The 26,565-nt window shown below is 70.8% G+C and carries 29 protein-coding genes and 1 tRNA gene; 17 read left to right on the top strand and 13 right to left on the bottom strand.

Going from position 1 to position 26,565, the window contains the following annotated elements:
- Window positions 1-3 precede the first annotated feature (3 nt).
- Both ACIBH1_RS20715 and ACIBH1_RS20710 read right to left on the bottom strand, forming a co-directional pair.
- The gene (locus ACIBH1_RS20715; RefSeq protein ID WP_397315429.1) at window positions 4-420 is read right to left on the bottom strand and encodes a VOC family protein; all 417 of its coding nucleotides are present in this window, start codon (window positions 418-420) and stop codon (window positions 4-6) included.
- A gap of 37 nt (window positions 421-457) precedes the next feature.
- Complete coding sequence (locus tag ACIBH1_RS20710) at window positions 458-805, bottom strand: helix-turn-helix transcriptional regulator (protein ID WP_397315831.1); 348 nt, start codon at window positions 803-805, stop codon at window positions 458-460.
- 122 nt (window positions 806-927) lie between these two features.
- Between ACIBH1_RS20710 and ACIBH1_RS20705 the strand changes: the two genes are divergently transcribed.
- Window positions 928-1,001, top strand: a tRNA-Met gene (locus tag ACIBH1_RS20705).
- Window positions 1,002-1,069: 68 nt separating this feature from the next.
- Window positions 1,070-1,669, top strand: coding sequence for a metal-dependent phosphohydrolase (locus tag ACIBH1_RS20700; RefSeq protein WP_397315428.1), 600 nt, complete (start codon window positions 1,070-1,072; stop codon window positions 1,667-1,669).
- Here the strand turns inward: ACIBH1_RS20700 and ACIBH1_RS20695 are convergent.
- The 4 genes from ACIBH1_RS20695 to ACIBH1_RS20680 form a co-directional block, all read right to left on the bottom strand.
- Entirely contained in the window at window positions 1,640-1,903 is a 264-nt protein-coding gene (locus ACIBH1_RS20695; protein WP_397315427.1) for a DUF4031 domain-containing protein, read from the bottom strand. The two genes, ACIBH1_RS20700 and ACIBH1_RS20695, sit on opposite strands and share 30 nt — an antisense overlap.
- Window positions 1,904-1,937: 34 nt before the next feature.
- Entirely contained in the window at window positions 1,938-2,639 is a 702-nt protein-coding gene (locus tag ACIBH1_RS20690; protein ID WP_397315425.1) for an HAD family hydrolase, read from the bottom strand.
- A 25-nt stretch (window positions 2,640-2,664) separates the two neighbouring features.
- Window positions 2,665-3,852: a cytochrome P450 gene (locus ACIBH1_RS20685; protein ID WP_397315424.1), complete on the bottom strand. Its 1,188-nt coding sequence runs from the start codon at window positions 3,850-3,852 to the stop codon at window positions 2,665-2,667.
- 76 nt (window positions 3,853-3,928) lie between these two features.
- Window positions 3,929-4,207 carry a hypothetical protein gene (locus ACIBH1_RS20680; protein WP_397315423.1) on the bottom strand — a complete coding sequence of 93 codons (279 nt, stop codon included), beginning with the start codon at window positions 4,205-4,207 and terminating at the stop codon, window positions 3,929-3,931.
- Window positions 4,208-4,521: 314 nt separating this feature from the next.
- Here ACIBH1_RS20680 and ACIBH1_RS20675 point away from each other — a divergent pair, with 314 nt between their 5' ends.
- Genes ACIBH1_RS20675 through ACIBH1_RS20665 form a run of 3 tightly spaced genes read left to right on the top strand, consistent with a single transcriptional unit; the run spans window position 4,522 to window position 6,624 of the window.
- The gene (locus ACIBH1_RS20675) at window positions 4,522-5,673 is read left to right on the top strand and encodes a hypothetical protein (RefSeq protein WP_397315422.1); all 1,152 of its coding nucleotides are present in this window, start codon (window positions 4,522-4,524) and stop codon (window positions 5,671-5,673) included.
- 19 nt (window positions 5,674-5,692) lie between these two features.
- Window positions 5,693-6,412, top strand: coding sequence for a DUF2786 domain-containing protein (locus tag ACIBH1_RS20670; protein WP_397315421.1), 720 nt, complete (start codon window positions 5,693-5,695; stop codon window positions 6,410-6,412).
- Window positions 6,413-6,432: 20 nt separating this feature from the next.
- Entirely contained in the window at window positions 6,433-6,624 is a 192-nt protein-coding gene (locus ACIBH1_RS20665) for a DUF5708 family protein (RefSeq protein WP_397315420.1), read from the top strand.
- Here the strand turns inward: ACIBH1_RS20665 and pgm are convergent.
- Window positions 6,602-8,206 (bottom strand): phosphoglucomutase (alpha-D-glucose-1,6-bisphosphate-dependent), encoded by a 1,605-nt coding sequence (gene pgm / locus ACIBH1_RS20660; RefSeq protein WP_397315419.1) that lies wholly within the window; start codon window positions 8,204-8,206, stop codon window positions 6,602-6,604. The genes ACIBH1_RS20665 and pgm overlap by 23 nt on opposite strands.
- A gap of 43 nt (window positions 8,207-8,249) precedes the next feature.
- Here pgm and ACIBH1_RS20655 point away from each other — a divergent pair, with 43 nt between their 5' ends.
- The 3 genes from ACIBH1_RS20655 to thrS are packed head-to-tail and all read left to right on the top strand — an operon-like array spanning window position 8,250 to window position 11,778.
- Window positions 8,250-9,113 carry a TIGR03564 family F420-dependent LLM class oxidoreductase gene (locus tag ACIBH1_RS20655; protein WP_397315418.1) on the top strand — a complete coding sequence of 288 codons (864 nt, stop codon included), beginning with the start codon at window positions 8,250-8,252 and terminating at the stop codon, window positions 9,111-9,113.
- A gap of 52 nt (window positions 9,114-9,165) precedes the next feature.
- Entirely contained in the window at window positions 9,166-9,771 is a 606-nt protein-coding gene (locus tag ACIBH1_RS20650) for a glycoside hydrolase family 25 protein (protein WP_397315417.1), read from the top strand.
- A gap of 30 nt (window positions 9,772-9,801) precedes the next feature.
- Window positions 9,802-11,778 carry a threonine--tRNA ligase gene (gene thrS, locus ACIBH1_RS20645; RefSeq protein ID WP_397315416.1) on the top strand — a complete coding sequence of 659 codons (1,977 nt, stop codon included), beginning with the start codon at window positions 9,802-9,804 and terminating at the stop codon, window positions 11,776-11,778.
- Between the two features lie 40 nt (window positions 11,779-11,818).
- Here thrS and ACIBH1_RS20640 read toward each other — a convergent pair whose 3' ends face one another.
- Both ACIBH1_RS20640 and ACIBH1_RS20635 read right to left on the bottom strand, forming a co-directional pair.
- A complete protein-coding gene (locus ACIBH1_RS20640; protein ID WP_397315830.1) occupies window positions 11,819-12,520 on the bottom strand; it encodes a PIG-L deacetylase family protein in 702 nt (233 codons plus the stop codon).
- A gap of 14 nt (window positions 12,521-12,534) precedes the next feature.
- Window positions 12,535-12,975 (bottom strand): Asp23/Gls24 family envelope stress response protein, encoded by a 441-nt coding sequence (locus ACIBH1_RS20635; RefSeq protein ID WP_397315415.1) that lies wholly within the window; start codon window positions 12,973-12,975, stop codon window positions 12,535-12,537.
- Window positions 12,976-13,035: 60 nt separating this feature from the next.
- On the opposite strand from ACIBH1_RS20635, the gene ACIBH1_RS20630 reads away from it, so the two are divergent.
- Window positions 13,036-13,551, top strand: coding sequence for an HIT family protein (locus ACIBH1_RS20630; RefSeq protein WP_397315414.1), 516 nt, complete (start codon window positions 13,036-13,038; stop codon window positions 13,549-13,551).
- Between the two features lie 9 nt (window positions 13,552-13,560).
- On the opposite strand, the gene ACIBH1_RS20625 is transcribed toward ACIBH1_RS20630, so the two are convergent.
- Complete coding sequence (locus tag ACIBH1_RS20625; RefSeq protein WP_397315413.1) at window positions 13,561-14,328, bottom strand: phosphotransferase enzyme family protein; 768 nt, start codon at window positions 14,326-14,328, stop codon at window positions 13,561-13,563.
- A 93-nt stretch (window positions 14,329-14,421) separates the two neighbouring features.
- On the bottom strand, window positions 14,422-15,375 hold the full coding sequence (locus ACIBH1_RS20620; RefSeq protein ID WP_397315412.1) for a beta-ketoacyl-ACP synthase III: 954 nt from the start codon (window positions 15,373-15,375) through the stop codon (window positions 14,422-14,424).
- 72 nt (window positions 15,376-15,447) lie between these two features.
- Here ACIBH1_RS20620 and ACIBH1_RS20615 point away from each other — a divergent pair, with 72 nt between their 5' ends.
- The 3 genes from ACIBH1_RS20615 (at window position 15,448) to ACIBH1_RS20605 (ending at window position 18,288) form a co-directional block, all read left to right on the top strand.
- Window positions 15,448-16,050, top strand: a complete 603-nt coding sequence (locus ACIBH1_RS20615) for a TetR/AcrR family transcriptional regulator (protein ID WP_397315411.1) — start codon at window positions 15,448-15,450, stop codon at window positions 16,048-16,050.
- A gap of 217 nt (window positions 16,051-16,267) precedes the next feature.
- Window positions 16,268-17,473 carry an MFS transporter gene (locus ACIBH1_RS20610; RefSeq protein WP_397315410.1) on the top strand — a complete coding sequence of 402 codons (1,206 nt, stop codon included), beginning with the start codon at window positions 16,268-16,270 and terminating at the stop codon, window positions 17,471-17,473.
- Between the two features lie 11 nt (window positions 17,474-17,484).
- Complete coding sequence (locus ACIBH1_RS20605) at window positions 17,485-18,288, top strand: nucleotidyltransferase domain-containing protein (RefSeq protein ID WP_397315409.1); 804 nt, start codon at window positions 17,485-17,487, stop codon at window positions 18,286-18,288.
- Here the strand turns inward: ACIBH1_RS20605 and ACIBH1_RS20600 are convergent.
- Window positions 18,275-19,843 (bottom strand): glycoside hydrolase family 10 protein, encoded by a 1,569-nt coding sequence (locus ACIBH1_RS20600; RefSeq protein ID WP_397315408.1) that lies wholly within the window; start codon window positions 19,841-19,843, stop codon window positions 18,275-18,277. The two genes, ACIBH1_RS20605 and ACIBH1_RS20600, sit on opposite strands and share 14 nt — an antisense overlap.
- Before the next feature lie 136 nt (window positions 19,844-19,979).
- On the bottom strand, window positions 19,980-22,094 hold the full coding sequence (locus ACIBH1_RS20595) for an elongation factor G-like protein EF-G2 (protein WP_397315829.1): 2,115 nt from the start codon (window positions 22,092-22,094) through the stop codon (window positions 19,980-19,982).
- A 167-nt stretch (window positions 22,095-22,261) separates the two neighbouring features.
- On the opposite strand from ACIBH1_RS20595, the gene pgsA reads away from it, so the two are divergent.
- From pgsA to ACIBH1_RS20570, 5 genes are all read left to right on the top strand, one after another.
- Window positions 22,262-22,882 carry a phosphatidylinositol phosphate synthase gene (gene pgsA, locus ACIBH1_RS20590; RefSeq protein ID WP_397315407.1) on the top strand — a complete coding sequence of 207 codons (621 nt, stop codon included), beginning with the start codon at window positions 22,262-22,264 and terminating at the stop codon, window positions 22,880-22,882.
- Window positions 22,879-23,766 (top strand): phosphatidylinositol mannoside acyltransferase, encoded by an 888-nt coding sequence (locus tag ACIBH1_RS20585; protein WP_397315406.1) that lies wholly within the window; start codon window positions 22,879-22,881, stop codon window positions 23,764-23,766. The genes pgsA and ACIBH1_RS20585 overlap by 4 nt, the downstream gene beginning before the upstream one ends.
- Window positions 23,763-24,863, top strand: coding sequence for a glycosyltransferase family 4 protein (locus tag ACIBH1_RS20580; RefSeq protein ID WP_397315405.1), 1,101 nt, complete (start codon window positions 23,763-23,765; stop codon window positions 24,861-24,863). The genes ACIBH1_RS20585 and ACIBH1_RS20580 overlap by 4 nt, the downstream gene beginning before the upstream one ends.
- Before the next feature lie 33 nt (window positions 24,864-24,896).
- Window positions 24,897-25,427 carry a hypothetical protein gene (locus tag ACIBH1_RS20575; RefSeq protein ID WP_181613818.1) on the top strand — a complete coding sequence of 177 codons (531 nt, stop codon included), beginning with the start codon at window positions 24,897-24,899 and terminating at the stop codon, window positions 25,425-25,427.
- 91 nt (window positions 25,428-25,518) lie between these two features.
- Window positions 25,519-26,505, top strand: a complete 987-nt coding sequence (locus ACIBH1_RS20570) for a DUF3048 domain-containing protein (protein ID WP_397315828.1) — start codon at window positions 25,519-25,521, stop codon at window positions 26,503-26,505.
- Window positions 26,506-26,565 lie beyond the last annotated feature (60 nt).

The raw sequence follows: 26,565 nt of genomic DNA, 5'->3' as shown, positions 1-26,565 counted from the left end.
GCGTCAAGCCTTTCGCGGCTGGTTGAAGCGCAGCATGTTGCCCGCCGGGTCGCGGAAGGAGCAGTCGCGCACGCCGTACGGCTGGTCCATGGGCTCCTGCAGCACCTCGGCGCCCGAGGCGCGGATGCGCTCGAAGAGCGCGTCGACGTCGTCGGTGGTGAAGATGACCCCGCGCAGCAGCCCCTTGGCCAGCAGCACGTTCACGGCCTCGCGGTCGGCGTCGGAGGCGTTGGGGTCGGCCAGCGGCGGTTCGAGGACGATGGCCACGTCGGGCTGGTCGGGGGCGCCGACCGACACCCAGCGCATGCCCTCGAACCCCACGTCGCTGCGTACCTCGAGCCCGAGGACGTCGCGGTAGAACGCGATCGCCTTGTCGTGGTCGTCGACCGCGATGAAGCACTGCGAAAGGTTGATGCCCATACGTGTCACCCTACGGCCAGGGTCCCCGGAAGGTCCGTCACCTGCGCGTGGGTCGGGTGTGGATCTTGGCGACGCAGGCGGGGATGGCCGCGCCGTCCTCGTGGTCGCGGGCGCGGTAGGCGCTGGGGCTCTCGCCGACGAGTTCGGTGAAGCGGGTGCTGAAGGTGCCCAGGGAGGTGCAGCCGACCTCGAAGCAGACCTCCGTCACCGACAGGTCGCCGCGGCGCAGCAGCGCCTTGGCGCGTTCGATGCGCCGCGTCATGAGGTAGCTGTAGGGGGTCTCGCCGAAGGCGGCGCGGAAGCTGCGTGAGAAGTGGCCGGGCGACATGAGGGCGACACGCGCCAGCGCCGGAACGTCGAGTGGTTTGGAGTACTCGCGATCCATCAGGTCACGCGCCCGGCGCAGCCGGACGAGGTCCTCCAGGTTCACTTCACCAGCATCTCACAGCGCCACGGACGGAAAACGTGCGCGGGCACTCGGAAAGCACGATAGAGTTCTATCAACGACGCGGGGTGGAGCAGCTCGGTAGCTCGGTGGGCTCATAACCCACAGGTCGCAGGTTCAAATCCTGTCCCCGCTACGAAAGGCGAGGCCTCGGTCCGGAAACGGACCGGGGCCTTCGTCGTTCCTCCCGGAGGTGGAGCGCTGATGATCGAGCTGCTCGGTGACCGCCCCGCGGTGCGATCTCTTCGCGCGGAACTCCTGGCCCGCTGGTCGGAGCCGCACCGGCGCTATCACACGAGAGATCATCTCGATCAGGTCCTGGCCGCTCTCGACGAGCTGACCGCCGCCGACGGCGTGGCCGTACGGCTGGCGGCCTGGTTCCACGACGCGGTCTACGACGGCCGGCCGGGCTCCGACGAGGAGCGCAGCGCCCAGCTCGCCCAGCAGCGGCTGCCGTCGTGCGGCGTGCCGGCCGCGACGGTCGCGGAGGTGGCCAGGCTGGTGCGGCTGACCGTCAACCACGACCCGGCCGAGGACGATCTCAACGGGCAGGTGCTGTGCGACGCCGACCTGTCCATCCTGGCCAGTGACGCGCGGCGTTACGCCGTCTACGCGGGCGAGATCCGCCAGGAGTACCGCCACGTCCCCGACGAGCTGTTCAGGGCCGGTCGCGCCCAGGTGCTCGGCAGGCTGCTGTCGGCGCCGAGGCTGTTCCGCACCGAGCGGGCGCACGCCCGGTGGGAGGGGCCGGCCAGGGCGAACATGGAGCGCGAGCTAGCGGCGCTTGCGGTGCCGCAGTCCTGAGGCGATCAGCCGCTTGAGTAGTTCCTGGGAGCTGACCGGTTCGGCCCCGAGTTCGACGGCGCGGGCGTGCACGGTCGACGGCACGTCGTAGTGATCGTGGTCGAAGGCGCGCACGGGCACGCCCAGCAGGGCCGCGAAGTCGTGCAGCTCGTCGAGGGAGGAATCGCTGACGAGATGCGACCACATGAGCCCGCGCGGCCCGGGCCAGATCGGGGGATCGATCAGAACACTCACGACATTCAGGCTACTGAGGGATACCGGCTCCTGATCACACAGGACGCGGAACCCGGCCCAGCACCGTGACCTCCGCCAGGTCGGAGGCGTCCTCGACGGCGATGACGGCGCCGAAGCCGCCCTTGTGGGCCGCCTCGATTCCCGCCAGCGCGCGCTCGACGATCGCGGTGCGCTCGGGCGGCAGGTCGAGCCGCCGCGCCACCTCCAGGTAGAGCGCCGGATCCGGCTTGCCCGGCAGGTTCATCAGCGCCGCGTCGTGCCCGTCGACGATCAGGTCGAACAGGTGCGCCAGGGCCGCTCCCTGCACCAGCGCGCGGCCGTGCCGCGAGGCGGTGGCGGCAGCCGTACGGCATCCGCGGCGGCGCAGTTCGTGCAGCAGCGCGACGGCCGGCGGGAAGGCGGCCACCCCGTACTTGCCGACCTGCTCCAGGAAGAAGGCGTCCTTGGCGCCGGCCAGCCCGTGGACGGTCACCTGGCCGGGCTCGTCGTCGGCCGAGCCGTCGGGCACCTCCAGGCCGCGCGAGGAGAGGAACGTGCGCAGGCCGTCGAGCCTGGCGCGGCCGTCGACGTGGCGCAGGTAGTCGGAGCGGATGTCGAACGGCTCCTCGCCCCGCCCGCGCAGGAAGCCGTCGAGGACGTGTTTCCAGGCCGCCGCGTGCACGCGGGCGGTGTCCGTGGCGACGCCGTCGATGTCGAACACGACGGCGCCGATCGCGGTCAGATCGATGCTGCTCACACTCGTGAACTTACGCCGGTCGGCCTCACCAGGCCACGGGCAGGGCCTCCAGTCCGTAGACGATGGCCAGCTTGCGGAAGGCGACCTCGTCGGGGGCGACGTTCAGCCGCAGCCCGGGGAAGCGCCGCAGCAGCGCGGGGAAGGCGATGCGCATCTCCATCTGGGCCAGCGGCGCGCCGATGCAGCGGTGGATGCCGTGGCCGAAGGCCAGGTGTGAGGAGGCGGTGGGCCGCTCGGGACGCACCTGGTCGATGTCGGCGCCCAGGCCGGGGTCGCGGTTGGCGCCCGACAGGGAGCACAGCACCAGCTGGCCCTTGGTCACCTTCTGCCCGAGGAACTCCATGTCCTCGCGGGCGAAGCGCGGGAAGGCCACCTGCACCACGCTCATGTAGCGCAGCAGTTCCTCCACGACGTCGACGATGTACGACTCCTCCGCGCGCACCTTGTCGGCCACCGCGGGGTTCTCCAGCAGCCACAGCGTGCCCAGCGCGAGCATGCTGGTGCTGGTGTCGTGGCCGCCGGTCAGCAGCCCGTCGGCCATGCTGGCCAGGGTGCGGTCGTCGAGCTCGTCGCCGTGCTCGCGCAGCAGTGTGCCGAGCAGGCCGTCGCCAGGCTTCTCGCGCTCGCGGGCGACCAGGTCGGTCAGGTAGGCCATGGCGTCGTTGACCGCCTGGATCGAGGCCTCGGGCCCGGCCGAGAAGTCGAAGCGGTTGGTCGACAGCCGCAGGAAGTCCTTGCGTTCCTCGTACGGCACGCCGAGCAGCTCGCACACCACCAGGGACGGGATCGGCAGGCAGAAGTCCTCCACCAGGTCCGTCGGGGAGCCCTTGGCCTCCATCTGGTCCAGGTACTCGGTGACGATGCCCTCGATGCGGGGCTCCAGGCGGCGCAGGCGACGCATGGTGAACTCAGGCGTCAGGTACTTGCGCAGCCTGGTGTGCTCGGGTGGGTCGCGGAAGCCGAGGCCTCCCGGGTCGTCCTGGTTGGAGCCCAGGCCGATGATGTTGCCGAAGTCGTTGCTGAAGCGCTCGTGGTCGCCCAGGACCGCGCGGACGTCTTCGTACCTGGTGACCAGCCAGACGGTCTGATCCCCGGGGATGTTCATGGGGAACATCGGCTGCTCGCCGCGGATGCGGGCGAGCTCGGCGACGGGGTCGAACTTCTCGCGCATGAACTGCACGAGGGGGAATTCCGACAACTCATACTCTGACATGCGATTCCTACCTGGCAGGGGCACCTGTAGCCGGGACAAATCCTGCTACAGATGGTCCCATCCGGCGACCCTGGTCTTACCCTGAGGCCATCGCCGACCGGGCGTCGGCGTGGATCGGCGGCTCGGGCAGCGGCACGTGCTCTGACATGCCGGGAAGCGTGGGCTTGGGCCGGCGGGGTTCGCGTACCCCGCCGGGTGGGCCCTCGTCGAGCGGGCCCCGGCCGGGCCCCTCGTCGCCGATGACATCGAGCGGGTCCACGTCGCCGGGCCAGTGGGGCTCCCCGGGGCCGAACCCGACCCGCCAGCCGATGCCGCCGCCGCTCAGGACCCGCCGCTTACGTGATCGTCTGCTCACAGACCCTCCAACCGTTGCCTCGATTGTGCGTCTGTGAAAACCGGAACGCGCACCGGCGAGGCGAAGCCATCAAAATCGGGGCAAAGCGCTCCTACCTCCCATGAGGCTGGGGGAGCTGTAGCTATTTGTGGGGAGTGCGGTGCCGTTTGGCATACAAGAGGCCAACATTCTGCAATGATCCGGTCCGTATACAGTCGGATATCCAACCTGACGGACAGTCACTGATGCCCCTAATTGATGACATCGCTGCATTCGTCTCCGAAAAGCCGGTCACAGCCGGACTGATCGGCTTCTTTGGGCTGATAGCGCTCATCGTGGCCTATTTCCTGCTACGCCAAGCCTGGCGATCCGGCGCGCTGCTCCTGCAGCGTTACGTGCTGCCCCGTCCCATCGAGGACGTGCTGACGATCGTGGCCGCCTGCATCGCCACCGGCGTCTCCGCACAGGGCATGTGGCGTTTCTCCGGAGACGTGCTCGGCCTCGACGGGCCGCTGCGGCTGCTGCTGTTCGCCTTCATCGAGGTCGCCATCGTCACCAGCGCCGTGCGGGCGCGCAGGAACATGCGCGAGAACTACTCGGCCGGCATCGACGGCATCGCGGTGTGGGCGCTGACCTGCCTGACGGCCGTGCTGTCGTCGCTCGACGCGCACAGCCTGGCCGAGGCCATCTTCCGTCTGGCGGCCCCGCTGGTCGCCGCGTGGTTGTGGGAGCGCGGCATGGCCATCGAACGGCACCGCATCCGCGGCACCGGCCGCATCAACTGGCGCCTGACCCCCGAGCGCATGCTCGTCCGCCTCGGCCTGGCCGAGGTCAGCGACCGCACCGCCAGCGAGGTCGACGCGCACCGCCGCCTGACCAGGGTCGCCCTGGCCGCCAAGAAGGCCAGGAACCTGCGCGAGCAAGGCGCGCCCGACCGCAAGATCCGCGCCGCGCTCGCCCGGCTCGACAAGGCCATGGACCAGGCCGTCGAGCACACCGGGCTGGCCGTCGACACCGGCCGCCAGGAGGCGCTGCTGGCGCAGATCGCCGCGCTGTACAACACCGAGGCGCTCATCGACGCCGACCCGCGCGTGCCGTGGGGCCCGCACGCCGACCACCAGCCGGTGCCCGCCCGTCCCGAGCTGCCGCCCGCGCTGGTCGAGCTGGTCGCCGAGGAGGACGAGAACCTGGTCCTGCTCGACTCCAACCCGCAGATCGTCGACATCGCCGAGCGGGCGCGCCTCATGCGCGAGGCCCGCGCCTACTGGAACCGGCAGATCGCCAAGGGCATCGTGCCGCGCACCGTCGACATCGCCGCCGAGATCGGCATCTCCCCGGCGACCGCCCGCGACTGGCGGTCGGTGTGGAAGCTGGAGCCGCAGGCCCACGCCCTCATCGAGCAGCTCTACCGCGAGCACGGCATCATCGACACCGGCACCTTCCCGGCGATCGAGCTCCAGGACGAGGTCCCGGCGGGCGGCAGGTGACTGGCCTAGACTCGGTGGCTTGAACCACAGGACACTCGAGCGCGTCAGGAAGCTGCTGGCCAAGGCGGAGGGCACCGACAACGAGCACGAGCGGGCCACCTTCATGGCGGTCGCCTCGGCGCTGATGGCCAAGTACGGCATCGAGCAGGTCACCCTCGAAGGGCCCCGGCGCGCCGCGCCGGAGAACCGCGTCGTCACGCTGGCCGACCCGTGGGCCCGCGAGAAGGCCAGGCTGGTCTCGCTCGTCGCGCAGGCGCTGCGCTGCCGCCCGCTGCTCATCGGCCGGGGCGACGGCGGCCAGCGGGTGCACGTCTTCGGCTTCGCCGCCGACCTCGAACGCGCCGACCTGCTGGCCACCTCGCTGCTGCTGCAGATGGCCCGCGGGCTGGCCGGCATCGAGCTGCCCGCGGGCTTCCCCGCCGCGCGGGCCTACCGGCGCTCGTGGATGCTCGGATTCACCGACGAGGTCTACCGGCTGCTGTCGGCCGCCGAGTCGGAGGCGCTGCGGCAAAGCGGCACGGCGGGGACCGAACTGGTCCTGGCCGACCGCCGCGCCGAGGTCGAGAGGGCGGTGGCCGAGCAGTACCCCCGCATCCGGCGCACGGTGCCGCGCACCAGCGGCACCGGCTACCGCGACGGCGTCGAGGCGGGCCGCCGGGCCGACCTGGAGCGCGAGCGGCTGAGATCATCCGAAGGATGTACGCCGATCTCGTCGGCGAGCGGGAGCTCGCCGACCTAGGTCGCCTCTAGCCTGACTATGTGGATAAATCGCCCAAGACGCTCATCATCGGATTGATCACCTTCGTCATCGGCCTGGCCCTGTGGTTGTGGGGCCTCGACGAGGAGATCTGGCTCGTCAACCCGCACAAGGCCGGCCTGGTCGTCATGGCCCTGGGAGGGATCGAGGCGCTCTACGGCGTCTACAAGCTCACCCGCCGAGTGCCGAGCTGACCACCGCCCGCGCCTCCTCCTGGACGCGGGCCAGGTGGTCGGGCCCCTTGAACGACTCGGCGTAGATCTTGTAGACGTCCTCGGTGCCCGAGGGGCGGGCCGCGAACCAGGCGCTCTCGGTGCTCACCTTGAGCCCGCCGATCGGGGCGTCGTTGCCGGGGGCACGGGTCAGCACCTCCGTGATCGGCTCGCCCGCCAGCTCGGAGGCGGTGACGTCGGAGGGGGAGAGCTTGGCCAGCACCGCCTTCTGCTCGCGGGAGGCGGGAGCGTCGACGCGGGCGTAGGCGGGCTCGCCGAACTTCCCGGTCAGATCCCGGTAGAGCTGCGAGGGCGAGCGGCCGGTGACGGCGAGGATCTCCGAGGCCAGCAGAGCCAGGATGATGCCGTCCTTGTCGGTCGTCCAGACCGAGCCGTCGCGACGCAGGAACGAGGCGCCCGCGCTCTCCTCTCCGCCGAAGGCCAGGGAGCCGTCGAGCAGGCCGGGCACGAACCACTTGAACCCGACGGGCACCTCGTGCAGCCGCCGGCCCAGCATCTCGGCGACCCGGTCGATCATGCCGCTGCTCACCAGCGTCTTGCCCACCGCGGCGTCCGCGGGCCAGTCGGAGCGCCTGCCGTACAGGTAGGAGATCGCGACGGCCAGGTAGTGGTTGGGGTTGAGCAGGCCGCCGTCAGGGGTGACGATGCCGTGCCTGTCGGAGTCGGCGTCGTTGCCCGTGGAGATGTCGAAGCGGTCGCGCGCGCCGATGAGCGAGGCCATGGCGTACGGCGAGGAGCAGTCCATGCGGATCTTGCCGTCCCAGTCGAGCGTCATGAAGCGCCAGGTGGGATCGGTCTCCGGGTTCACCACGGTCAGGTCGAGCCGGTGCCGCTCGGCGATCGCGCCCCAGTAGGCCACGCTCGCGCCGCCCAGGGGGTCGGCGCCGATGCGCACCCCGGCGTTCCTGATCGCGTCGATGTCGATCACCGACGGCAGCGCGTCGACGTAGTCGCCGAGGAAGTCGTAGGACTCGGCCAGGTCCTTGGTGTACGGCTTGCGCCGTACGCCGGACAGCCCGGCCGCGATGAGCTCGTTGGCGCGGTCCTGGATCCACCCGGTGGCGTCGGTGTCGGCCGGTCCGCCGTTGGGCGGGTTGTACTTGAACCCGCCGTCGCGCGGCGGATTGTGCGAGGGCGTGACCACGACGCCGTCGGAACCCGGGTGCGTCAGGATCGCCAGCGACACCGCGGGCGTCGGGGTGTACTCGTCAGAGGCCAGGACGATGACGTCGTTGGCGGCGAACACCTCCAGCGCCGAGACCTTCGCCGGCTCGGACAGGGCATGGGTGTCGGCGCCGAGGAACAGCGGCCCGGTGACGCCCTGCTGCTTGCGGTATTCGCAGATCGCCTGGCTGGTGGCCAGGATGTGCGCCTCGTTGAAGGCGGCGTCGAGCGAGGAGCCGCGATGCCCCGACGTGCCGAAGGCGACCCGTTGCCCGGGATCGTCGAGATCGGGCCGCACGCTGTAGTAGGCGGTCACCAGCTTGGCGACGTCGACTAGGTCGCTCGGCAGCGCCTGCTGCCCTGCGCGCTCATGGGTCATGGGACTACCCTACAAACGAGCAAACAGAATGGAGTTCGGTATCATGCGCATCGGGCTGTACCTGAGCGAATCCAAGGACCTCGGCAAACTGCGTGATCGTATCGCGCAGGCCGCCGACGACGGGTTCCCCTCCGCGTGGATCTCCAACATCTTCGGCCTCGACGCGCTGACCGCGCTGGCCGTCGCCGGCAGCCAGGTCCCCGGCATCGAGCTGGGCACCGCGGTCGTGCCGACCTACCCGCGCCACCCCGGCGTCATGGCCCAGCAGGCCATGACCGCCAACGCGGCCCTGGAGGGCCGCCTGGCGCTGGGCATCGGCCTGTCGCACCAGATCGTCATCGAGAACATGTACGGCTACAGCTTCGACAAGCCGGCCAGGCACATGAGGGAGTACCTCAACGTGCTGCTGCCGCTGGTGCGAGGGGAGGCCGCCGACTTCACCGGCGAGACCCTGCGGGGGCACATGCAGCTGAGCACGCCGGGAGCGGGCATGCCGGTGCTCATCGCCGCGCTCGCCCCTCGCATGCTGAAGCTGGCCGACGAGCTGGCCGACGGCACGGTGCTCTGGATGACCGGGCCGAAGACCGTCGCCGAGCACGTGGCCCCGGCCCTGCGCCCCGGCAAGCGCATCGTGTGCGCGCTGCCCGTGTGCGTCACCGACGACGTGGAGGGCGCGCGGGCCAAGGCGGCCGAGGCGTTCGCCATCTACGGGCAGCTGCCCTCCTACCGGGCCATGCTCGACAGGGAAGGCGCGGCCGGACCCGGCGACGTGGCCATCGTCGGCGACGAGGACAGCGTGCGCGCCCAGATCGAGGCGCTGGCCAAGGCCGGCGTGACCGACTTCGTCGCCTCGGAGTACGCCGAGTTCCCGCGGACCAGACAACTGCTGAGAACTATGCTTGCATGAGAGCGGCGCGGCGCCCGAGTGATCACCGGGCGCCTCAATACACTCACGCAGGGTGAAACGGTTGCTGCACGGCATAGACGTCTCCAACTGGCAGGGGCGGGTCGACTGGAGCGAGCACGCCAAGGCCGGTGTCTCGTTCGCCTTCGCCAAGGCCACCGAGGGCGGCGACTACGCCGACAAGTTCTTCGAGCACAACTGGTCCGGCATGCGCGAGAGCTGGCTGGTGTGCGGCGCCTACCATTTCGCCCGGCCCAAGGGAGACCCCGCCACGCACGCCCAGCACTTCCTGGCGCGCCTCCAGGCCGCCGGGGGGCTGCGGCGGGGCGACCTGATCGCCCTCGACCTGGAGACCAACGACGGCCTGCCGCCCGAGCAGGTGGCCAGGTACGCCCGGCGCTGGTGCCGCTACGTCGAGAAGCACACGCGGGTACGCCCGTTCGTCTACACCTACGTGTACTTCGCCAAGGAGGGCAACTGCGCCGGGCTGGATGAGTACCCCCTGTGGATCGCCGCCCCGAACCATCCCCGCGGCAAGCCGGCGGTGCCGGGCCCGTGGACGGACTGGACGATCCACCAGTACTCCAACAGCCCGCTCGACCGCAACGTCTTCCACGGCACCCGCCAGGAGCTGACCGGGCTGGGGTATCACCCGCGATAGGCTTCCCTTCGTCAATTCAGACCTTGTCGAATGGGAGTCACCGTGTCAGCCGAGCTACGCATCACCCTCGCCGGAGCCGAGCGTGTGGTCGCGGCCGGCACGACGGCCGGTGACGCGCTGGAGGCCGACGGGCGCACCGTCATCGCCGCCCGGGTCAACGGCGAGCTGCGCGACCTGTACGAGCAGGTCGCCGACGGCGACGTCGTCGAGCCCGTCGAGGTCGGCTCGCCCGACGGCCGGGCCATCGTGCGCCACTCCACCGCCCACGTCATGGCCCAGGCCGTGCAGGAGCTGTTCCCCGAGGCCAAGCTGGGCATCGGCCCGCCCGTCGAGAACGGCTTCTACTACGACTTCGACGTCAAGCAGCCCTTCCAGCCCGACGACCTCAAGCGGGTCGAGAAGCGCATGCGCGAGATCGTCAAGCAGGGGCAGACCTTCCAGCGCCGTCCCGTCACCGACGAGGAGGCGCGCCAGGAGCTGGCGGCCGAGCCGTACAAGCTGGAGCTCATCGGGCTCAAGGGCGGCGCGGACGCGGAGGAGTCGGTCGAGGTGGGCGGCGGCCAGCTGACCATCTACGACAACCTCGACCCCAAGGACGGCTCGCTGTGCTGGAAGGACCTGTGCCGGGGGCCCCACGTGCCCTCGACGAGGTCCATCCCGGCCTTCAAGCTCATGCGCTCCGGCGGCGCCTACTGGCGCGGCTCCGAGAAGAACCCGCAGCTGCAGCGCATCTACGGCACCGCGTGGGAGTCGCGCGAGAAGCAGGACGAATACCTCCACCTGCTGGAGGAGGCCGAGAAGCGCGACCACCGCAAGCTCGGCGCCGAGCTCGACCTGTACTCCTTCCCGCCGGAGCTCGGCTCCGGCCTGCCGGTCTTCCACCCCAAGGGCGGAATCATCCGCAAGCAGATGGAGGACTACATGCGACAGCGGCAGCTGGAGGCGGGCTACGAGTTCGTCAACACGCCGCACCTCACCAAGTCCTCGCTGTTCGAGACCTCGGGCCACCTGCCCTGGTACGGCGAGGACATGTTCCCGGCCTTCGAGCTCGACGGCACCGAATACCGCGTCAAGCCGATGAACTGCCCGATGCACAACCTGATCTACCGCGCGCGCGGCCGTTCCTACCGCGAGCTGCCGCTGCGGCTGTCGGAGTTCGGCTCGGTCTACCGCTACGAGAAGTCGGGCGTGGTGCACGGCCTGACCCGCGTGCGCGGCATGACGCAGGACGACTCGCACATCTACACCACGCGCGAGCAGATGACCGACGAGATCAAGTCGCTGCTCAACTTCGTGCTGTCGGTGCTGCGCGACTTCGGGCTCACCGAGTTCTACCTGGAGCTGTCGACCCGCGACGACTCCGACAAGTTCATCGGCGAGCAGGCCGACTGGGACGAGGCGACCGAGGCGCTGCGCCAGACGGCCGAGGAGTCCGGGCTGACGCTCGTCGACGACCCGGGCGGCGCCGCCTTCTACGGCCCCAAGATCTCGGTGCAGGCCAAGGACGCCATCGGGCGCACCTGGCAGCTGTCGACCATCCAGCTCGACCTCAACCAGCCCAAGCGCTTCGGCCTCGAATACCAGGCCGCCGACGGCTCGCGCCAGACGCCCGTCATGATCCACCGGGCGCTGTTCGGCTCCATCGAGCGCTTCCTGGGCGTGCTGGTCGAGCACTACGCGGGCGCCTTCCCCGCGTGGCTCGCGCCGGTGCAGGTGGTCGGCATCCCGATCGCCGAGGCGCACGCGGCCTACCTGCACGACGTGGCCAAGAAGCTCAAGGCCCACGGCATCCGCGTCGAGGTCGACTCCTCCGACGACCGCATGCAGAAGAAGATCCGCAACGCCCAGAAGCAGAAGGTGCCCTTCATGCTCCTGGCGGGCGACGACGACATCGCCGCCGGCGCCGTCTCCTTCCGCTTCCGCAGCGGCGAGCAGAAGAACGGCGTGCCGGTCGACGAGGCCGTCGCCGAGATCATCGACGCGGTGGAGCGCCGGATCCAGGTGTGAGGCGGTGGGCGGGGCCGTCACGCCCCGCCCACGCCGCCCGTCAGCGGGCGAACACCTCGAACGTCACCGCGGGACGGCCGCCGAACCGCTCGGCCGACTGCGTGGCGAACCCGGTGAGCAGCTCGCGCGCGTACTCCTCCGGGTCCTGGTCGGTCAGCGCCTCGATGTAGGCACGGTGCTCCACCAGCGAGCGCACCCCGAGCTCCAGCGTGTCGGTCACGTCCACGGCATGCGTGGCCTGCGGCGAGGCGGCCACGGCCACCCAGCGCACGCCGTTCCACGGCTCGCCGCCCTCACCGGGGAAGATCCACCGGTTGCCCGCGTCGCCCGCGGCGTCGAGCACCGCCCGGCCCAGGTCACGGTGGTCGGGGGTGTTCCAGGCGGTGCCGCCCCAGGTGTCGTGGTGGTTGAGCGTGATCACCAGCTCGGGGCGGTGCCTGCGGATCGCCGCGGCGAGGTCGGCGCGCAGGCGCGTGCCGTACTGAATCACCCCGTCGGCGTGGTCGAGGAACTCCACGACGTCCACGCCCACGACCGCGGCGCTGGCGCGCTGCTCCTGCTCACGCAACGGGCCCGCCTTGCCGGGCTCCAGCGTGTCGATGCCCGCCTCGCCCCTGGTGGCCAGGAGGTAGGCGACCTGCTTGCCCGCGCCGGTCCAGCCGGCGATGGCCGCGGCGCAGCCGTACTCCAGGTCGTCGGGATGCGCGACGATGGCCAGCGCGCGTTGCCAGTCGTCGGGCATGGGCTCCAGCGGATTCACTCGGCCTCTTCTCGTGCGGCGGGACGAGGCTCGCCGGGCAGGCGCACATCGTCGACGGTCACATTCACCTCGGTGACGTCCATACCCAGCATGCGGGTGACCGACCGGGCCACGTTGACGCGCACCTCGGTCGCGACCTCCATCACGACGTGCCCGTACTCCACCACGATGGTCAGGTCGATCGCCACCTCCTGGCCCACGATCGTGGCGTTCACGCCCTGGTTGACGCGCCGCTGGCCGATGCCGATGCGCTCGCGGACCGACTCGAAGGCGCGCACCAGGTCACCGCCCATGTCGGCGACCCCCGACACCTCCAGGGCCGCCAGCGCGGCCACCTTCTCGACCACCTCGTCGGCGACGGTGATGCTGCCCTTGACGGGCAGCTCGGAGGAGAGTGTCTCGGTGGCGGGCGCTTCTGTCACAGTTTCCTGGGTCATGCCGGGATTGTGCCGCAGGTGCTCGTGGGTCGCCAGGGGCCGCCCTCTATGCTGCTAGGCATGCATGAGCCCGACAACTTCGACCGCTTGTGGACCCCGCACCGGATGGCCTACATCAAGGGCGAGAACAAGCCCACCGGGGAGGGCGCCGACGACGGCTGCCCGTTCTGCGAGATCCCGAAGTCGAGCGACGAGGACGGGCTCGTGGTCGCCCGCGGCAGCGCGGTGTTCGCCGTGCTCAACCTCTACCCGTACAACTCCGGCCACCTGATGGTCGTGCCCTACCGGCACGTCTCCGGCTACGACGAGCTCGACGCGACCGAGGTGGCCGAGCTGGGCGACTTCACGCAGAAGGCGCTGCGGGCGCTGCGCGAGGCCAGCGGGGCCCAAGGCTTCAACGTCGGCATGAACCTCGGGCACGTCGCCGGCGCGGGCATCGCCGCCCACCTGCACCAGCACGTGGTGCCGCGGTGGGGCGGCGACACCAACTTCATGCCCGTCGTCGCGCGCACCAAGGTGCTGCCGCAACTGCTGGCCGACACCCGCGAGCTCCTGGCCCGTGCCTGGGCCGGCTGAGCCGGGCCCTCAGCCGAGCAGGGCCGTCAGCCACTCCTGCTCCCGCTCCTGGGTGTAGGCGGCGTCGTTCAGCCACACCTGGCCGTGCCCGTCCGCCCACAGGCCTGCCCAGGGCCGCACGCCCGCGGCCGCCTGGTCGCGCAGGAAGTCGTGCATGGAGCGGGCGCGCCGGGCCAGCATCGGCACCAGGGTCCGGCGATCCGCCTCGTCCAGGCCGTAGGCGTCGGCGAACGTGCGCACCCGGGCGGCGGCGTCGTCGCGCATCCAGTGTGGGTGCGCCATCAGCGGCACGAATCCGTGCACGGCGTAGGCCAGGTCCCAGAGCCTCGAACCCGGTCCCGCGCAGTCCCAGTCGATGATCGTCCACCCGTCGCCCTGCGCCACCAGGTTCCACGGGGCCAGGTCGTGGTGGACGATCAGGTCGTCGCCCTCCGGCGGGATCAGGCGCTGCCACTCGGCGTCCGGGGGAGGGGTGAACCCCGCGCACGCGTCATGCAGCTCCCTGAACAGCGTGGCGACGCCCGCGAGCCGCTCGTCCGGCTCGACGAGGGCGAAGTGATCGGGCCAGACCACCTCGCCCCTGGCGAACGTCAGCACCTCCCGGCCCTGCTCGTCCACGCCCAGCGGGCGGGGCGCGCCGCGGAAGCCCGCCTCGTGGAGATGGGTGAGCAGGGCGTGGACGGCGGGCGTCCACGGTCCGGCCGGCCGGCGCACGGTGTCGCCGACGCGGACGACGCCCGCGCTGACATTGCCGCCTTCGAGGGGATGTTCCTTCATGGGGAGATCATCCCAGCCGGACGTCAGGGGCAGCTGATCACCTGAGCGCCAGCCTGGCGTCAGGGGCAGGTGATCACCTGGGCCAGCCGGGTGTCACGGGCAGGTGATCACCTGGGCCGCCCACGACAGGCCCCCGCCGAACGACAGCAGCAGCACCGGCGCCCCTGACGGCACCTCGCCCCGCGCCACCAGCTTCGACAGCGCGATCGGCACCGAGGCGGCCGAGGTGTTGCCAGACTCGGTCACGTCGGTGGCGACGATCGCCCGCTCGGGCAGCCCCAGCCGGTCCGTGATCGCCTCGATGATGCGCAGGTTGGCCTGGTGGGTGACGACGGCCGCCAGATCGGCGATGTCCAGGCCGGCACGCCGGCAGGCCTCCTTGGCGACGCCCGGCATGGTGGTGGTCGTCCAGCGGAAGACGGTCTGCCCCTCCTGGGCGAAGAACGGGTGCCACGAGCCCGCCAGCCGTACGGCATCGCCACGGGAGGGGTCGGAGCCCCAGCACACCGGCCCGATCCCGGCGGTGTCGGCGGTGTCGGCGGCGCTCACGATGGCCGCGCCCGCGCCGTCGCCGAGCAGGACGCAGCTCGTGCGGTCGCTCCAGTCGGTGACGTCCGACATCTTCTCCGCGCCGATCACCAGCGCGTGCCCCGCCGCGCCCGCGCGGACCGCGTGGTCGGCGGTGGCCAGGGCCGTGCAGAAGCCGGCGCAGCCGTTGTTGAGGTCGTAGCAGACCGCCGAGGGGATGCCCAGCTGCCGGGCGACCCTGGCGGCGATGGAGGGCATGCGGTCCATCGCGGTGAAGGTCGCCACGGTGACCAGCCCGATGTCGGCCGGGGCCAGGCCCGAGGCCGACAGCGCCTTGGCGGCCGCCTGCCCGGCCAGGTCGGCGACCGACTCGTTCTCGGCCGCCAGGTGCCTGGTGACGATGCCGGTGCGCCGCCGGATCCACTCGTCGGAGGTGTCGACCATGGCGGCCAGGTCGTCGTTCGTCAGGACTCGGTCGGGCTGGTGGTGACCCAGGGCGGTGATGCGGGATCCCGGCACGGGCTCGTCTCCTCGGGGGTGTGATGGTCTGGCCCGAAATATAGCAACCGGTCGATCGCTATAGTGGGTGGGGTGAGTCCTCGCCGTTCTGTGGCCGAAGCCCGCCACACCCATGATCGCATTCTCGCCTGTGGCGTCGCCGTCGCGTCCGTCGATGGGCTTGAGGGCCTGACGATCGGGAGGCTCGCGACGGAACTGGGGCTGAGCAAGGGCGGCATTCTGGGTCATTTCGGGACGAAAGAGGCGTTGCAGCTGGCGACCCTGCGCCGGGCCGCGACGCTCTTCTCGCGACTGGTGTGGGCGCCCGTGGAACACGAACGGCCCGGCCTCGCGCGGCTGCGGGCCGTGTGTGACTCGTGGGCCCGCTACCTGGTGGAGGAGCGGGAGATCTTCCCCGGCGGATGCGTGTTCGCCACCGCCTCCGTCGAGTTCGACGCCCGCGACGGAGCCGTGCGGGACGAGGTCGCCCGGTTGCTGCGGGTCTGGAGGGTACGGCTGGCGCACGACCTGCGGGTCGCGATCGAGGCGGGGGAGCTGGCGGCCGGGACCGACGTCGAACAGGTGGTGTTCGAGCTCGACGGCATCTTCCTGGCGCTGAACCAGCAACTCCAGCTCTTCCGCGACGAGCGCTCGGTGGAACGCGCACGACGCGCCTGGGAACGACTCCTGTCGTGAGCGGGGCCGCGGCTGCCACGGGCAGGCTTCTGTCGTGAGCGGGGGTCGCGGCTGCCACGGGGAGGCTCCTGTCGTGAGCGAACCGTGTCAAAAGTGGCGTTGATCCCTTGGTAGGATCGCTCACTCCCGGCCCGGCGACGTCCGCCGCCCGCCCCGCCGTCTCCTGCCCTCCCCGGAGCAGCCCGGCGCGGACTCGACGCTCGAAGGAGAGAGCCCCGTGGCCGACCATCCCCTGCTGCGCAAGAACAGGCGGTTCCAGCTGCTGTGGATCGGCAGCGCCGTCTCCCAGCTGGGCGTGGAGCTGACCAAACTCGCCATGCCGCTGCTGGTCCTGGCGCTCACCGGCTCGCCGGGCCTGGCCGGGCTGGTCACCGGCGCCAAGGTCGCCGCCACCGTCCTGGTGCAGCTCCCCGCCGGCGTCTGGGTGGACCGCTGGGACCGCCGCCGCACCCTCATCACCGCCCAGGCGCTGCAACTGGTCAACGCCGTCCTGCTCGCCGTCCTGGTCATGACCGGCCTGCTCGAAGCCTGGCAGTTCCTGGTCTTCGGCATCATCGACGGCGCCTGCCAGGCCTTCACGGAACCGGCCCGCACCACCGCGATCCGCGCGATCGTCCCGCCGGAACAGCTCGGCACCGCCTACGCGCAGGAGGAGTCGCGCAACCACGCCGCCCGCCTCGTCGGCCCGCCCCTGGGCGGGCTGCTGTACGGCATCGCCAGGGCCGTGCCGTTCGTCCTCGACGCCGTCACCTACCTGGTCGCCCTGATCTGCACCGTCATGGCCAAGGTGCCGCGCCGCCCCGCGGTCGCCGCGCCGCCGCAGCGCATGCACCGCGCGCTGGGCGAGTCGTTCGCGTGGTTGTGGCGCCGGCGCGGCCTGCGCGAGGCCACCCTGCTCGTCAACGCGCTCAACCTGCTCGGCAGCGCCTTCATGATCCCGCTGATCGTGCTGGTCACCGAGCGCGGCGGCGACGCTCGCGTCACCGGGGCCGTGATGGCCGGCATCGGGATCGGCGGCCTGGCCGGCGCCCTGCTGTCGGCCAGGATCGGCCGCCTGCTCCCGCCGGGCCCGCTGATGATCGCTGTCGTCGCCGTCTTCGGAGCCTGCCTCGTCGTCATGGCCCTGCCGTTCGGTCCGTGGTGGCCGCTGCTCCCGCTGATGGTCCTGTCGGTGGCCACCCCCGCGCTGAACGTCGTGCTGTCGGTCGTCACCACGCGCCTCGTGCCCGAGGACATGATCGGCCGGGTCTCCTCGGTGCTCGGCGTCCTCGGCAGGGGCCTGGCGCCCATCGGTCCTGTCCTGGGCGGCACCCTCGCGGGCGTCCTCGGCGGCGCGACGTCGGTGGCGCTGATCGGCGTGGTCATCCTGGTCACGGCCGTCGTGGCGATATCCAGTCGCGCCCTGCGGGGGTTCACCGGCTAACGTTGCGTCCCATGCTTGAACGGATCTCCCAGATGGCCGGCGAGCTGGCCGAGGTGCCCGGCGTCGTGGGCGTCGTGCTCGGCGGCAGCCGCGCCAGGGACGAACACCACCCAGGCTCCGACTGGGACCTCGGCCTCTACTACCGGGGCGAGCTCGACATGGCCGCCCTCGACAAGCTGGCGGGCGCCCCCGTGGCCGGACCCGGCGGCTGGGGTCCGTGGGTGAACGGCGGCGCCTGGCTGCGCGTCGACGGCGTGGCCGTGGACTGGATCCTGCGCGACCTGGACCGGGTCGAGCGCGTGTGGGAGTCCTGCCGGGCGGGACAGTACGAGATCGGGGTGCAGCCAGGGCACCCCCTCGGGTTCTACTCGTCGTGCTACGCGGGCGAACTGGCCCTCGCACGCGTCCTGGCCGACCCCGCCGGACGCCTGGCCGAACTGCGGGCGGAGATGGCGCTCTACCCGGAGCCGCTGCGGGACGCGCTGGTCGCGGGTGCCTGGGAGGCGGGCTTCCTCGTCGACGGCGCCGCCAAGAGCGCGGCGCGGGGCGACGTGCTGCACGTCACGCTGTGCCTGGCCCGGGCGGTGGGGGTGCTCGTGCAGGCGCTGTACGCCACGGAGCGCCGGTGGTGCCTCAACGAGAAGGGGTCGCTGGCGGTGGCCGCGGCCTTCCCGTCGGCTCCCGAGGGCTTCGGCGAGCGGGCCCGGGCGCTGCTGGGATCTCCAGGCCACGAGCCCGCCGCACTGACGGCCACGGTCGAGGCCGCCCGGGCCCTGGTCCAGGAGACCCGCGACCGCCTGCCTACGGCAGGGTGACCTTGACCTTGGTGGTCTTGCTCTCCTCGTGGAGCCGGTTGAGCGAGCTCACCAGGTAGGTCCCCGACGCCGGGGCCGTGAAGCCCGGTGTGGTGGTCACGGCGACCAGGTTGCGCCCGTCGACCGAGGCGCAGGCCGCGTCGCCCCCTGGTACGCGGTAGACCGCGTACGCGCGGGCGTTGGCCGCGTCCGTCCACTTCACCGTCGCGCCCGAGGCCTGGACGCCCGAGGGCTTGGCGGCGGCGGGGGCCGAGGCGCCGGTGCGGTCCTTCATGAGCGGCAGCAGGGCCGGGCGCTTGTAGTGGCCGGCCGCCAGGCGGTCCATCACCCCGAGGGGATTGGAGAGCATCTGCTTGGCGCTGAAGTAGACGTCGCCGTCGACCTGCTTGTAGGACTGGTTGAGCGTCAGGTGCGCGGGCAGCTCGCCCGGCTTGGTCCAGGCGGCCTGGTCGGTGGTGCCGACGCGGTAGAGCGCCTGGCCGATGTAGAGGTCGACGTCGGTGCCCTTGACGGCTCCGGCCCACCACGGCACGAGCACCTTGTAGTCGGCGATCTTGAAGCCGCGCGGCCAGTAGAGCTGCGGCATGATGTAGTCGACCGTGCCGGACTTGATCCAGTGGCGGGCGTCGGCGTAGATCGAGTCGTAGGCCGACATGCCCGACGTGGCGGAACCGGCCGGGTCCTGGGCCTTGTTGCGCCAGATGCCGAACGGGCTGATGCCGAACTTGACGTGGTTCTTCAGCTCGTGCACGGCCTTGTCGACCTGGGCGACGAGCGTGTTGACGTTGTCGCGGCGCCAGTCGGCGAGCTTCTTGCCGCCGCCGTGACGGCGGAAGGCCGAGGAGTCGTCGAACTTACCGCCGCCGCCCGGGTAGGGGTAGAAGTAGTCGTCGAAGTGCACGCCGTCGACGTCGTAGCGCGACACCACGTCGGAGATGACCTTGATGACGTGCGAGCGCACCTCGGGCAGGCCGGGGTTGTAGTACAGGCGGTCGCCGTACTTCACGGTCCAGTCGGGATGCACGCGCGCCGGGTGGCTGGCGGGAAGCTTGGAGGTGTCGGCGTCGTAGGCGGCCCGGTAGGGGTTGAACCAGGCGTGGAACTCCAGCCCGCGCTTGTGCGCCTCCTCGATGAGGAACGGCAGCGGGTCCCAGCCGGGGTCCTTGCCCGCGGTGCCCGTCAGGTACTGCGACCACGGCTCGAGCGACGACTTGTACAGCGCGTCGGAGGCCGGGCGCACCTGGACGAAGACGGCGTTGAAGCGCCGCGCCGCGGCGGCGTCGAGCAGCTTGACGTACTCGGCCTGCTGCTTGGCGACGGTCAGGCCGGTGCGCGAGGGCCAGTCGATGTTCTTGACCGTGGCGATCCACACGCCGCGCAGCTGCCGCTTGGGGAACTTGGGGTTGGGCGCGCAGGTGCCGACGGGCTGCAGGGCGGCTCGCGAGGGCGTGCCGGTGGCGGGGTCGGCGTCCGCACGAGGGCCGAACGCGTAGGCGGCGCCGGACGCGACGATCGCGAGGGCGGCGGCGGCGAGCAGAGGGCGTGCGGTTCGCATGGTTCCTCAGTCTGGCATCGCCTCCGGGATGCTTTGGCCGGAAAATAGAAATCAATTCGTGATGCTGATGTGACTAAAGAGGAAAATGTGCTGCCCGAGCAGGGCGGGGCGCCGCCGTGGCGACGCCCCGCGAGCGTCACTCGGCGGCCGTGGAGAGCTTGCCCGCCAGGTGCGAGGGCAGCGGCTCGTAGCGCAGGAACGACCGGGTGAACGTGCCCGTCCCGTGCGACATCGAGCGCAGGTCGATCGCGTAGCGGGTGATCTCCAGCTCCGGCACCTCGGCCTTGACCAGGGTGCGCCCGGTGCCGACCGGCTCGGTGCCGAGCACCCGGCCGCGCCGGGACGACAGGTCGGACATGATGGAGCCGACGTAGTCGTCGGCCACCAGGATCGAGACCTCGTCGACCGGCTCCAGCAGCAGCACGGGCACCTTCTGCGCGCACTCCTTCATCGCCAGCTGGCCGGCGATCTGGAAGGCCATGTCGGAGGAGTCGACCGAGTGCGCCTTGCCGTCGTAGAGCGTGACGCGCACGTCCACCATCGGGTAGCCGGCGTGCACGCCGCGGTCCATCTGGGCGCGCACGCCCTTCTCGACCGAGGGGATGAACTGCCGGGGCACGACGCCGCCCACGATCTTGTCCACGAACTCGAAACCCCCGCCGGAGGGCAGGGGCTCGACCTCGATGTGGCAGATGGCGTACTGCCCGTGGCCGCCGGTCTGCTTGACGTTGCGGCCCATCGCCTGGCACTTGCCGCCGAAGGTCTCCCGGAGCGGGACCCTCAGCTCCACGCGTTCGACCTCGACCCCGTGGCGTTTGGCCAGCCGGTCGAGCAGGACGTCGGTGTGCGCCTCGCCCATGCACCACAACACCAGCTGGCGGGTCTCGGCGTTGTTCTCCAGCCGCAGCGTCGGATCCTCGGCGACCAGGCGGCCCAGGGCCTGCGACAGCTTGTCCTCGTCGGCCTTGGACTTGGCGCGGATGGCGACGGGCAGCAGCGGGTCGGGCATCGTCCAGGCGGTCATGAGCAGGGGGCGCTCCACGTCCGACAGCGTGTCGCCGGTCTCGGCGCGCGACAGCTTGGCCACGGCGACGATGTCGCCGGCGATCGCCTTGGCGACGGTGCGCTGGTGCTTGCCCAGCGGCGAGGAAAGGGTGCCGATGCGCTCGTCGACGTCGTGGTCCTCGTGGCCGCGGTCGGCCAGGCCGTGCCCTGAGACGTGCACGGTCATGTCGGGGCGCAGGGTGCCGGAGAAGACGCGCACGAGGCTGATACGGCCGACGTACGGGTCGCTGGTGGTCTTGACGACCTCGGCGACCAGCGGGCCCTCGGCGTCGCAGGAGACGCCCTGGACGGGCCTGCCGTCGACGGTGGTGATCTCGGACAGCGGATGCTCCAGCGGCGAGGGGAAGCCCTGGGTGATGAGCTCCAGGATCTCGGCCGCGCCGATGCCCATCCCGCTGCACAGCACCGGGTAGAAGTGGCCCTTGCAGACCGCCTTCTCCAGGTCGTCGATGAGGACCTTGGTCTCGATGTGGTCGCCCGACAGGTAGCGGTCCATGAGCGACTCGTCTTCGCTCTCCTGGATGATGCCCTCGATGAGGCTGCCGCGATACTCCTCGATCTGCGACTCGTACTCCGCGCCCGGCTCCTTCTCCTGGCGGGTGCCGGTGGCGTAGTTGTAGAACTTCTGCGACAGCAGCCCGATCAGGCCGTTGACGTGCCCGTTGGTCACCACGGGGAGATACAGGGGCGCGACACCGTCGCCGAAGACGTCCTGACAGGCGGCCAGCACCTCGTCGAAGTCGGCCCGCTGGTGGTCGATCTTGGTGATGACGACCGCGCGGGGCATGCCGACCTGGGCGCACTCCTCCCAGAGCATCTGGGTCAGGCCGTCGATGCCGTCGGAGGCCGAGACCACGAAGAGGGCGGCGTCGGCCGCGCGCAGCCCGGCGCGCAGGTCTCCGACGAAGTCGGCGTATCCGGGGGTGTCGAGCAGGTTGATCTTGATGCCGTTGTGGACCATGGGGGCCAGTGACAGGTTCACCGACCGCTGCTGCCGTACCTCCACCTCGTCGAAGTCGCTGACCGTGGTGCCGTCCTCCACCCTGCCGGTGCGCTGGATGGTGCCGGTGGCGGCCAGGAGGTGCTCGACGAGGGTGGTCTTCCCCGCCCCTGAATGGCCGACCAGTGCGACGTTGCGTACTCCGTCCGCTCTGTCGGCCGTGGGTGCCCTGCCGGCGGCTCCCATGGGGTTCTTCTCGGCCACATCGCCTCCCGCGTCGTCGGTTCGAGATCCCGAACGCCGCGCCTTGGCGGAAAAAGCCACCGCAAAGACGCGGTGTGTTCACCAAATACCCGTGTGGCGAATATCACAAGAGGTGAGCGTCAAAGAAAATGGCCTACGATCGTGCTGCGATGCTGAAACTCCTGCGCCCGGCCATGACCCGGATCCTCACCCCGCTCGGCACGGCCCTGGTGAGCCGGGGCGTCGGCCCCGATGCCGTCACCGCGTTCGGCACCACGGGCACCGTGGTCACCGCGCTGGTCATGTTCCCGATGGGCCACCTGTGGTGGGGAGCGTTCATCATCGGCCTGTTCACGCTGCTCGACCTGCTCGACGGCGTCGTGGCCAGGCTCGGAGGCGGCGGGGGCAGCACGTGGGGCGCCTTCCTCGACTCCACCTTCGACCGGGTCGCCGACGCCGCGATCTTCTCGGGCGTCGCCGCCTACCTGGTGCTCGACGGCCAGCTGGTGCTGGCCGCCGTCGTGCTGTTCTGCCTGGTCGCCGGGATGCTGGTGTCGTACGTCAAGGCACGCGCGGAAGGGCTGGGGCTCACCTGCGACGTGGGCCTGGTGGAGCGCCCCGAGCGCCTGGTCGTGGGCCTGTGCGCGGTGGGCTTCTCGCAGTTCTGGCAGCCCCTGCTGGCGCTGGGCATGGTGCTGCTGGCTCTGGGCAGCGCGATCACGGTCGTGCAGCGTGTCGTCCACGTCCGCAAGCAGACCGGAGAACTCCACAAGCAGACTGGAGAGCGATGAGCGTCTCGATGGCCGACCGGGCCGTTGCGGCCGGGTTCACCGCCGGCTGGAAGCTGGTTCCCCTCCTGCCGCACAAGCTCACCGGCCGCGGCTTCGACCTGGCGGCCGACCGCGTCTGGCGCGGGCGCGGGCCGAGCGTGCGCCGCCTGGAGGCCAATCTCCAGCGGGTGACCGGCCTGGAGGGCGAGCAGCTGCGCGAGCTGAGCCGCCGCGGCATGCGCTCCTACTTCCGCTACTTCCACGAGGTCTTCCGCCTGCCGAAGATGCGCAGCGACGAGATCGTGCGCCGCACCCACGTCACCGGCGGCCACCACATCTTCGACACCCTCGACTCCGGCCGCGGCGTCGTGCTGGCGCTGCCGCACATCGGCAACTGGGACCAGGCGGGCGCCTGGCTGATCGGCAGCGGCCACCGTTTCACCACGGTCGCCGAGCGGCTCAAGCCCGAGTCGCTCTACCGCCGCTACACCGCCTTCCGCGAGGGACTCGGCATGGAGGTGCTGCCGCTGACCGGCGGCGACGGCCACACCATCGGCACGCTGGCCTCGCGCGCACGGCGGGGCGGCGTGGTCTGCCTGCCCGCTGAGCGCGACCTGACCAAGAACGGCATCGAGGTGCAGTTCTTCGGTCACACCACCAAGGTGCCTGCCGGCCCCGCCCTGCTGGCCGTGCAGACGGGCGCCGCGCTGCTGCCCGCGCTGCCGTACTTCCACGGCGACGACTGGGGCCTGATCATCGACCCGGAGATCCCCGTGCCCGAGGAGGGCACCAGGCAGGAGAAGGTCGCCCTGGTCGCGCAGCGGCTGGTGGAGGTCTTCGAGAAGGGCATCGCCGACCACCCGGAAGACTGGCACATGCTGCAGCGCCTGTGGACCGACCAGTGAGGGTGGGAATCGTCTGCCCGTATTCCTGGGACATGCCCGGCGGCGTCAAGCAGCACATCGACGACCTCACGCAGGCGCTCATCGCGCAGGGCCACGAGGTCTCCGTCATCGCCCCCGCCAGCGACGACGACGAGCTGCCGCCGTACGTGACGGGCGCGGGCCGTGCCCTGCCCGTGCCGTACAACGGGTCGGTGGCGCGCATGTCGTTCGGGTTCCTGTCGGCGGCGCGGGTGCGCCGCTGGATCAACGAGGGCGACTTCGACGTCCTGCACATCCACGAGCCGCTGATCCCGTCGCTCGGCGTGCTGGCCTGCTGGGCGGCCTCCGGGCCGATCGTGGCGACCTTCCACGCCTCCTTCAACCGCTCGCGCGCCATCGCGATCGCCGAGCCGCTGCTGCGCAGCGCGCTGGAGAAGCTGCACGGCCGCATCGCCGTCTCCGACGCGGCGCGCACGTCGCTGGTGGAGCAGTTCGGCGGCGACACGGTGCTGATCCCCAACGGGGTGACCGTCAGCCGCTTCGTCGAGGCCGAGCCGCTCGACGGGTGGGGCCCCGACGGCACGACGCTGGGCTTCCTCGGGCGCATGGACGAACCGCGCAAGGGCCTGCCGATCCTGCTGGAGGCCATGGAGCGCATCCCCGACGCCAAGCTGCTGATCGCCGGTCCCGGCGAGGTCAAGATCCCCAAGTCGATCCGTGACCGGGTGACGTTGCTGGGCATGGTGAGCGAGGCCGACAAGATCCGCGCCTACCACTCGGTCGACGTGTTCGTGGCGCCCAACACCGGCGGCGAGAGCTTCGGCATCGTGCTGGCCGAGGCCATGGCGTCGGGGGCGACCGTGCTGGCCAGCGACATCCCGGCCTTCCGCCGGGTGCTCGGCGAGGGCCAGGCGGGGGCGCTGTTCGTCAACGGCGATCCCGAGTCGCTGGCCGAGGAGGCCCGCGCGCTGCTGGCCGATCCGGAGCGCCGGGCCAAGCTGTCGGCGGAGGCGCTGGTGGCGGTGCGCAAGTACGACTGGTCGACGGTCGCGCGCGACGTGGTGCGCGTCTACGAGACGGTGACCGCGGGCGCCGGCCGGGTCGTGGAGGACCTGTGACCGGGCCGTGGAGGACCTGCTGATGGAGCGCTCGTGATCTACCTCATCGTCGCGATCGTGGTGGTGCTGACCGCGGTCTACATCTCGTGGCGCGCCGGCCGCCTCGACCGGCTGCACATCCGCCTGGAGCTGGCGGCCGAGGCGCTGGAGGCGGCGCTGACCCGCCGCCGCGCCGTCGTCCTGGAGCTGGCCGGCTCGCGCCTGCTCGACCCGGCCACCTCGCTGGTGCTGGCCGCCGCCGCCCACGAGGCCCGTACGGCGGGGCCGGACGAGCGCGAGCACGCCGAGAGCAACCTGTCGCAGGCCCTGCGCGCCGCGCTGGAGCAGGAGCGGTTCCGCGAGAAGCTGGCCGAGTCCCCGGGTGGCTCCGACCTGGTGGAGGAGCTCGACGCGGCGATCGCCAAGGTCGTCTACTCCCGCAGCTTCTACAACAACGCCGTCTCCGTGACGCGGGTCGCGCAGCGCCGCTGGCTGGCCAGGACCCTGCGCCTGGCGGGCAAGACCGATTTCCCGCAGTTCTTCGAGATCGACGACACTCCTCCGGAGTCGATGTCGAAGGAGTGAGGATGATCGTGGGACAAACTGTGACAAGTCCTTAAGTTAGCCCGGTAGGCTTCTCCCGTTTTCCCCACGGAGGAGCTGAAACGTGCGCAAGATGCTGCTTGCCCTGGCTGTGCTGGTCCCTGTCGCGGCGTGTTCCTCCGAGGACCCGCCCGCGAGCCAGCCGCAGGCGGCCTCCGCCTCGCCCTCCGTCGAGCCGACCGAGCAGGCGGTCACGCACCCGTTCACCGGCCTGCCCGACGACAAGCGCAAGCCGGTGCTGGCGGTCAAGATCGAGAACACTGCGGCGGGCAAGCCGCAGATGGGCCTGAAGAGCGCCGACATCGTCTACATCGAGCAGGTCGAGGCGGGCCTGACCCGGTTGATGGCGATCTTCTCCTCGAAGATCCCGGCCAAGGTGGGCCCGGTCCGCAGCGCGCGCATCTCCGACCTGCACATCGCGCCGATGTTCGGCAAGCCGGCCTTCGCCTACTCCGGGGCGCAGACCAAGATGCTGCCGTTCATCGCCGAGGCCTCGCTGTTCGACGTGGGTGACACCAGGAACCCCGGCGCCTACTTCCGCCAGCCGGGCCGCTACGCCCCCTACAACCTGTTCGCCACGACCAAGAGCCTGCTCAAGGCCGCGCCGAAGGCGACCAAGGCCAAGGACATCGGCTTCACCTTCGGCGACGCCCCCGAGGCGGGCGGGGTGGACAAGAAGCGGCAGACCGTGCGCTGGCCCGCCGCGCGCTTCGACTTCGTGTGGTCCGCGGACGAGGAGCAGTGGATGATCTACCAGGACGGCAAGAAGGACATGGCGGCCGAGGGCGGCCAGCTGTCCGCGCCGACCGTGGTGGTCCAGTGGGTCAAGACCGAGCGCTCGCAGTTCCACGACAAGAACTCCAGCTACACGCCGCTGGTGCACACCGTCGGCAAGGGCGACGCGATCGTGCTGCGCGACGGCAAGGCCTACAAGGCCAAGTGGAAGCGCGCCTCCGAGGAGGAGGGCACGACCTTCACCACGCCCGACGGCGAGCCGATGAACTTCGCCCCCGGCCAGGTCTGGGTGGCGCTCGCGGCCAAGAAGCCGGTCACCCCATAGAAGTGGTCTGAAGCCGCAGCGCGGAAGTGGTCCTTAACGGATGCCACTGGATGCTCCGTA

The organism is Nonomuraea sp. NPDC050663 (genome assembly GCF_044456985.1).
Classification (GTDB): domain Bacteria; phylum Actinomycetota; class Actinomycetes; order Streptosporangiales; family Streptosporangiaceae; genus Nonomuraea.
The sequence above is the reverse complement of the archived record's forward strand: the minus strand, read 5'-3'. Positions and strand labels throughout refer to the sequence as shown.